Source organism: Streptomyces tricolor (assembly GCF_002155905.1).
In the GTDB taxonomy this organism is placed as follows: Bacteria; Actinomycetota; Actinomycetes; order Streptomycetales; family Streptomycetaceae; genus Streptomyces; species Streptomyces tricolor.
On the sequence record NZ_MUMF01000413.1, the window covers coordinates 1 to 8,028 of the forward strand.

Annotated in this window: 3 protein-coding genes; 2 read left to right on the top strand and 1 reads right to left on the bottom strand. The window is 71.5% G+C overall.

Features of this window, described 5'->3' with window-relative positions; all coding sequences use genetic code 11:
* Positions 1-83 precede the first annotated feature (83 nt).
* Positions 84-650: a DJ-1/PfpI family protein gene (locus CCN44_RS27515; RefSeq protein ID WP_059249851.1), complete on the bottom strand. Its 567-nt coding sequence runs from the start codon at positions 648-650 to the stop codon at positions 84-86.
* Between the two features lie 580 nt (positions 651-1,230).
* Between CCN44_RS27515 and CCN44_RS27520 the strand changes: the two genes are divergently transcribed.
* Positions 1,231-6,174 (top strand): NAD-glutamate dehydrogenase, encoded by a 4,944-nt coding sequence (locus tag CCN44_RS27520; protein ID WP_059249850.1) that lies wholly within the window; start codon positions 1,231-1,233, stop codon positions 6,172-6,174.
* 169 nt (positions 6,175-6,343) lie between these two features.
* Positions 6,344-7,825 (top strand): hypothetical protein, encoded by a 1,482-nt coding sequence (locus CCN44_RS27525; protein WP_086700455.1) that lies wholly within the window; start codon positions 6,344-6,346, stop codon positions 7,823-7,825.
* Positions 7,826-8,028 lie beyond the last annotated feature (203 nt).

Here is an 8,028-nt window from a genome sequence, read left to right on the forward strand (position 1 = left end):
ACCGTGCCCGGCCTTCAGCTCCCTGCCGCCCCACCGCGCCGCCCACCGCCCCGCCGCAGCGCGACGGCGACCGTGCCCGGGCTTCAGCTCACCGGTGCCTTCGTGCGCAGCACCTTCAAGAACTCGCGCATCCAGGCCGGGTGGTCCGGCCAGGCGCGGGACGAGACCAGGGTGCCGTCGACGACCGCCTCGGTGTCCTGGAAGCCCGCTCCGGCGGCCTGCATGTCCGGCTCCAGCGCGGGGTAGGCCGTGACCCGGCGGCCCCGCAGGGAGTCGATCGCGGCGGTGAGCAGCGGGCCGTGGCAGATCTGCGCGACCGGCTTGTCCGCGTCGAAGAAGGCCTTGAGGATCTTGCGGAGTTCGGCGTCGTTGCGCAGATACTCGGGGGCCCGGCCGCCGGGGATGACCAGGGCCGCGTAGTCCCCGGCGTCGACCTCGGAGAAGGCCAGGTCGGCGGGCCAGGTGTAGCCGGGCTTCTCGGTGTAGGTGTCGTAGCCGGGTTCGAAGTCGTGGACGACGAAACGGAGGGTCTTGCGGGTGGGGGCCGCGATGTGGACCTCGTAGCCTTCTTCGAGGAGCCGCTGGTAGGGGTAGAGGACCTCCAGGGACTCCGCTGCGTCGCCGGTGACGATGAGGATCTTCGTGGGCATGTCGGCTCCTCCGGTCGGACTCCGGGCTTGGCGGGTGGACTCCCGGCACCGTGCCCCCGCCGGGCGCGCTTGCCAAGAGGGCCCGGTCCTTTTTCAGAGTGCGGCCGGCGGCGCGGCGGCGCGACCGGTTACGTCACGCGCCCCCACCCCGCCGCTGTGCAGAACGTCAAACTTCACCCCTTGGTTTTGTACACATACGGCTCATGACGGGCCCGGGGTAAGTGGCGATAGCCTTGTGGCGTGATCAGCGCGATAGCTCGCGGGGGCGATCCTGCTCCTGCCCTGCGCCCGGGTTGCACGGAACACCTCCGTGACCGGGCGGCGGTCGCTGGTCTTCGCGGGCGGGACGGGGGCGCGGACGCCCCCAGGACGCCGTGGACACTCCGGGACACGGCGGTGCCGAGCGCAGCGTCGCAGTCGACGGGCATGCCGAGAATGGCCGAATTCCCCCCGCTCTTCTCACCTCGCGGCATAGCGTCGGATCGGACCGGACACCCCGGGCCGTGGCGTCGAGCCGGAGGGAAAGAGACCGTACTTCCTTCTACGTCACGCAACGGCGCGCGACAGGAGCCAGAGGACAATGCAGACCAAGCTGGACGAAGCCAAGGCCGAGCTGCTCGAACGGGCCGCCCGGGTAGCTGAGAACAGCCCGGTCGGGGGGCACCTACCGACCGGGACGACGAGCGAGGGCACCCCCGGCACCCCGGACAGCGAATCCGTGCTCGCGTTCCTCCAGCGTTACTACCTGCACACCGCCCCGGAAGACCTCGCCGACCGCGACCCGGTCGACGTCTTCGGCGCCGCGGTCTCGCACTACCGGCTCGCCGAGAACCGCCCGCAGGGCACCGCGAACGTCCGGGTGCACACCCCGACCGTGGAGGAGAACGGGTGGACCTGCAGCCACACCGTCGTGGAGGTCGTCACCGACGACATGCCCTTCCTCGTCGACTCGGTCACCAATGAGCTGACCCGGCAGGGACGCGGCATCCACGTCGTCATCCACCCGCAGTTCGTCGTCCGGCGCGACCTGACCGGCAAGCTGATCGAGGTGCAGCCGAGCCAGCCCGCCCGCGACCTGCCGCACGACGCGCACGTCGAGTCCTGGATCCACGTCGAGATCGACCGGGAGACCGACCGCGCCGACCTGAAGCAGATCACCGCCGACCTGCTGCGTGTCCTGTCCGACGTCCGCGAGGCCGTCGAGGACTGGGAGAAGATGCGGGACGCGGCGACCCGGATCGCCGACGGCCTGGAGGGCGAGCCCATCCCGGGCGATCTGCCCCGGCCCGAGGTCGAGGAGGCCCGCGAGCTGCTGCGCTGGCTGGCCGACGACCACTTCACCTTCCTCGGCTACCGCGAGTACCAGCTGCGCGACGACGACACGCTCGCCGCCGTGCCCGGCACCGGTCTCGGCATACTGCGCGCGGACCCGCACCACGCGAAGGACGACCAGCACCCGGTCAGCCCCTCCTTCGAGCGGCTCCCGGCCGACGCCCGCGCCAAGGCCCGCGAGCACAAGCTGCTGGTGCTGACCAAGGCCAACAGCCGCGCCACCGTGCACCGGCCGTCGTACCTGGACTACATCGGCGTCAAGAAGTTCGACGCGGACGGCAACGTCGTCGGCGAGCGCCGCTTCCTCGGCCTGTTCTCCTCCGCCGCGTACACCGAGTCCGTGCGCCGCGTCCCCGTCATCCGCCGCAAGGTGGACGAGGTGCTGGAGCGCGCCGGGTTCTCGCCCCACAGCCACGACGGCCGCGACCTGCTCCAGATCCTGGAGACCTACCCGCGGGACGAGCTGTTCCAGACGCCCGTCGCCGAGCTCCAGTCCATCGCGACCAGCGTGCTCTACCTGCAGGAGCGCCGCCGGCTGCGGCTGTACCTGCGCCAGGACGAGTACGGCCGCTACTACTCGGCCCTCGTCTACCTGCCGCGCGACCGCTACACCACCGGCGTCCGCCTGCGGATCATCGACATCCTGAAGGAGGAGCTGGGCGGCACCAGCGTCGACTTCACCGCCTGGAACACCGAGTCGATCCTGTCCCGGCTGCACTTCGTGGTGCGGGTCCCGCAGGGCACCGAGCTGCCCGAGCTGTCGGACGCCGACAAGGAGCGCATCGAGGCCCGCCTGGTCGAGGCGGCCCGTTCCTGGGCCGACGCGTTCGCCGAGGCGCTGACCGCCGAGTGCGGCGAGGAGCGCGCGGCCGAGGTGCTGCGCCGCTACAACCACGCCTTCCCCGAGGGCTACAAGGCCGACCACAGCCCCCGTGCCGCGGTCGCCGACCTCGCCCACATGGAGCAGCTCAGCGACGACAAGACCTTCTCGCTCAGCCTGTACGAGCCGGTGGGCGCTGCGCCCGACGAGCGCCGCTTCAAGATCTACCAGAAGGGCGGCTCGGTCTCCCTCTCCAAGGTGCTCCCGGTGCTGAGCCGACTCGGCGTCGAGGTCACCGACGAGCGGCCGTACGAGCTGCGCTGCGCGGACCGCACCACCGCCTGGATCTACGACTTCGGTCTGCGCATGCCGAAGTCGGCCGGCGGCGGCAACGGCGACTACCTGGCCGACGACGCCCGCGAGCGGTTCCAGGACGCGTTCGCCGCGACCTGGACCGGCCAGGCCGAGAACGACGGCTTCAACGCCCTCGTGCTGAGCGCCGGGCTGACCTGGCGGCAGGCGATGGTGCTGCGCGCCTACGCCAAGTACCTGCGGCAGGCCGGTTCGACCTTCTCGCAGGACTACATGGAGGACACCCTCCGCAACAACGTCCACACCACCCGGCTCCTCGTCTCCCTGTTCGAGGCGCGGATGTCCCCGGACCGGCAGCAGGCCGGCCTGGAGATCACCGACGCCCTGCTGGAGGAGCTGGACGCGGCCCTGGAGCAGGTGGCCAGCCTGGACGAGGACCGCATCCTGCGGTCCTTCCTGACCGTCATCAAGGCGACCCTGCGGACGAACTTCTTCCAGGAGGCGCTCGGCGGCCGGCCGCACGACTACGTCTCCATGAAGTTCGACCCGCAGGCCATCCCCGACCTGCCCGCGCCGCGCCCGGCGTACGAGATCTGGGTGTACTCGCCGCGGGTGGAGGGCGTGCACCTGCGCTTCGGCAAGGTCGCGCGCGGCGGCCTGCGCTGGTCCGACCGGCGTGAGGACTTCCGTACCGAGATCCTCGGCCTGGTCAAGGCGCAGATGGTGAAGAACACCGTCATCGTGCCGGTCGGCGCCAAGGGCGGCTTCGTCGCCAAGCAGCTGCCGGACCCGGCCGTGGACCGCGACGCCTGGCTGGCCGAGGGCATCGCCAGCTACAAGACGTTCATCTCGGCGCTGCTGGACATCACCGACAACATGGTGGCCGGCGAGGTCGTGCCGCCGCAGGACGTGGTCCGGCACGACGGCGACGACACCTACCTGGTGGTCGCCGCCGACAAGGGCACCGCGACCTTCTCGGACATCGCCAACGAGGTCGCGAACACCTACAACTTCTGGCTCGGCGACGCCTTCGCCTCCGGCGGCTCGGCCGGCTACGACCACAAGGGCATGGGCATCACCGCGCGCGGCGCCTGGGAGTCCGTGAAGCGGCACTTCCGCGAACTGGGCGTGGACACGCAGACCGAGGACTTCACGGTCGTCGGCATCGGTGACATGTCCGGTGACGTGTTCGGCAACGGCATGCTGCTCTCCGAGCACATCCGCCTGGTCGCCGCCTTCGACCACCGGCACATCTTCATCGACCCCACCCCGGACGCGGCCACCTCCTACGCCGAGCGCCGCCGCCTGTTCGAGCTGCCCCGCTCCAGCTGGGCCGACTACGACACCGAGCTGCTGTCCGCGGGCGGCGGGATCTTCCCGCGGACCGCCAAGGCGATCCCGATCAACAGCCACATCCGCCACGCCCTCGGCATCGAGGACAAGGTCACCAAGATGACCCCGGCGGACCTGATGAAGGCGATCCTCAAGGCGCCGGTGGACCTGCTGTGGAACGGCGGCATCGGCACGTACGTGAAGTCGTCCGTGGAGTCGAACGCGGACGTCGGCGACAAGGCCAACGACGCGATCCGCGTCGACGGCAAGGAGCTGCGCGTCAAGGTCGTCGGCGAGGGCGGCAACCTGGGCCTGACCCAGCTCGGCCGGATCGAGTTCGCCCTGCACGGCGGCCGGATCAACACCGACGCGATCGACAACAGCGCCGGCGTGGACACCTCCGACCACGAGGTGAACATCAAGATCCTGCTGAACGGCCTGGTCGCGGACGGCGACATGACCGTCAAGCAGCGCAACAAGCTGCTCGCCGAGATGACCGACGAGGTCGGCGCGCTGGTCCTGCGCAACAACTACGCGCAGAACACCGCCCTGGCCAACGCCCTGTTCCAGGCCAAGGACATGCTCCACGCCCAGCAGCGGTTCATCCGCCACCTGGTGCGCGAGGGGCACCTGGACCGGGCGCTGGAGTTCCTGCCCACCGACCGGCAGATCCGCGAGCGCCTCGGCCAGGGCCAGGGCCTGACCGGTCCGGAGACGGCCGTCGTCCTGGCGTACACGAAGATCACGGTGGCCGAGGAGCTGCTGCACACCTCGCTGCCGGACGACCCGTACCTGCGCGGCCTGCTGCACGCCTACTTCCCGACGGCGCTGCGCGAGCGGTTCGCCGAGGCGATCGACAACCACCCGCTGCGCCGCGAGATCACCACGACCGTCCTGGTCAACGACACGGTCAACACGGGCGGTACGACGTATCTGCACCGGCTGCGCGAGGAGACCGGCGCCTCCCTGGAGGAGATCGTCCGCGCCCAGACCGCGGCCCGCGCGATCTTCTGCTCGGCGCCGGTGTGGGACGCGGTCGAGGGCCTGGACAACAAGGTCGACGCGGCCGTCCAGACCCGCATCCGCCTCCACTCGCGCCGCCTGGTCGAGCGCGGCACCCGCTGGCTGCTCAACAACCGGCCGCAGCCGCTGCAACTGGCCGAGACGGTCGAGTTCTTCGCCGAGCGGGTCGAGCGGGTCTGGCAGGAGCTGCCGAAGCTGCTGCGCGGCGCGGACCTGGAGTGGTACGAGCACGTGTACGACGAGCTGTCCGCGGCCGGTGTCCCGGACGAACTCGCCGCCCGCGTGGCCGGCTTCTCCTCCGCCTTCCCGACGCTCGACATCGTGTCGGTGGCCGACCGCATGGGCAAGGAGCCGCTGGACGTCGCCGAGGTCTACTACGACCTCGCCGACCGGCTGAGCATCACCCAGCTGATGGACCGCATCATCGAGCTGCCCCGCACCGACCGCTGGCAGTCCATGGCCCGCGCCTCCATCCGCGAGGACCTGTACGCGGCCCACGCGGCGCTCACCGCGGACATCCTCGCGGTGGGCAACGGCACCTCGACGCCGGAGCAGCGGTTCAAGGCGTGGGAGCAGAAGAACAGCGCGATCCTGGGCCGCGCCCGGACCACGCTGGACGAGATCCGCAGCTCGGAGACGTTCGACCTCGCCAACCTGTCGGTGGCGATGCGGACGATGCGGACGCTGCTGCGGACGCACTCGTAGCCGTACGACACACGAGGCGCCCCCGGCCGCAGTGCCGGGGGCGCCTTCTTCTTGCCCGTTCTTGCCCGGCTCTCGCCGCGAACGTGCGGTGAATTCCCCCTTTCCTCCTCTTCGCGGGGCTTCGGATAGGGTCGGCGGTGTGCACACCGCGCCGTCAGACACCGAACCGGTGAGCCGTACGGCACCGCCGAGCGGCTCCGCGTCGCGCGCCGGCCGGGCGCTTGCGCAGATCGCCGCCGCGCTGGTGGTGACGCTGCTCCTCCTGGTCGTCGTCCGCCTGCCGTGGGCGGGCGACCTCGGCATGCACGCGGCCACGATCCAGCGTCTCCGGCACAGCCTGCTGCACCCCGGCAACCCGCTGGTCGACGCCGACACGCCGAGCCCCTACTACTCGCCGTGGATGCTGCTGCTCGGCGTCGTCGCCAAGTCGACGGGCCTTTCGGTGTTCGTGGTCCTGCGGCTCGCCGCGCTCGCCGGTCTGGGTCTGCTGGTCACCGGCGTGTGGCGGTACGTCCGCACGCTGAGCGCCCACCGCGCCGCCCCCGCGCCGGCCCTGCTGAGCCTGCTGCTCCTGTGGGGTCCGCTGCTGTTCAACTGGAGCGGCTTTCTCGGCCTCAACTCGCTCGCGCTGACGGTGGCGTACCCCAGCGTGTTCGCGTTGGGGCTCGCCTTCCACTTCTGGGCCTGGCTGACGCGGGCGGTGCGCGGGCGGACCGCGTGGGGGGTGTGGCTCGGCCTGGGAGCGCTGTGGGCGCTGATCCTGCTGTGCCACCAGTTCACCGGGGTCGTGGCGTCCCTGGGCGGGCTGGCCATGGTGCTCGCGGCGCGGCCGGCGCGCGAGGCGCTGCTCCGGCTCGGCGCCGGGCTGCTGCTGGGTCTGCTCGTGCTGTGGCTCTGGCCGTACTACGACTTCTTCGCGCTGTTCTCCGCCGGCGCGGACCTGGAGGCCATCCACCGGCCGCTCTACCAGGACCTGGCCGGGCGGTTCGGGCTCGTCCTGCTCGGGGTGGCGGCGCTCGGCTTCCGCTGGCACCGGGACCACCGCGACCCCTTGGTCCTCTTCTTCTGCCTGGGCGCGCTGGTGTTCGCGGCGGGGGGCCTTTCCGGCCACTACTCCTGGGGCCGCGCCCTGCCCGCCGCGCTCGTGCCGGCGCAGCTCGCCGCCGCGCTGGAAGTGGTGTCGGCGGGGCGGGGGGCGGTCCGGAGGGTGTGGGCGTGCGTGCTGCCGGCCGCGCTGGCGGTGGGGGCGTGGACGCAGGCCGGGACGCTCGGGTACGTGGTGGAGCGGGGTGCGCTGCCCGGGGTGGTCGCGGAGAAGTACCGGACGCCGTGGGTGGGTTACCAGTGGATGGTGCGGGCGGGGGTGCGGTACGGGGACGTGGTGATGGCGCGTACGTTTCCGGCCCGGCAGATCCCCGCGTACGGGGCGTACACCGTGGCGCCTGGCTATCCGGACGTGTTCCTGCGGGATGCGGGGCGGCGGGAGGCGGCGGTGGAGCGGTACTTCGCGGACGGTACGGGGGCGCAGGAGCGGCGGGCGATTCTGCGGGAGTACGGGGTGCGGTGGGTCGTGGGAGGCGACCCGGCCCCCTGGCTCCGCGAGGTGACGGTGGGCCCAGGCGGTCAGACCCTGTACCGCGTGCTCCCCTGAGCCGCACGGGGGCGGGTCCGCTTACCGGCGCCGGCAGGGTGCCGCNNNNGCGGGGAACCGCGCGATCGGTCACGACGGGGCCGCGGTCGGGCACGGACCTCCACCGCGACGGCGCTGCGAGCCCGGCCCCCCTCCTACTTGAGCACGCTCGCCACCAGCCGCGCGGCGTTCCGTACGCGGGGGCGGGCCAGGCGGTGGATCAG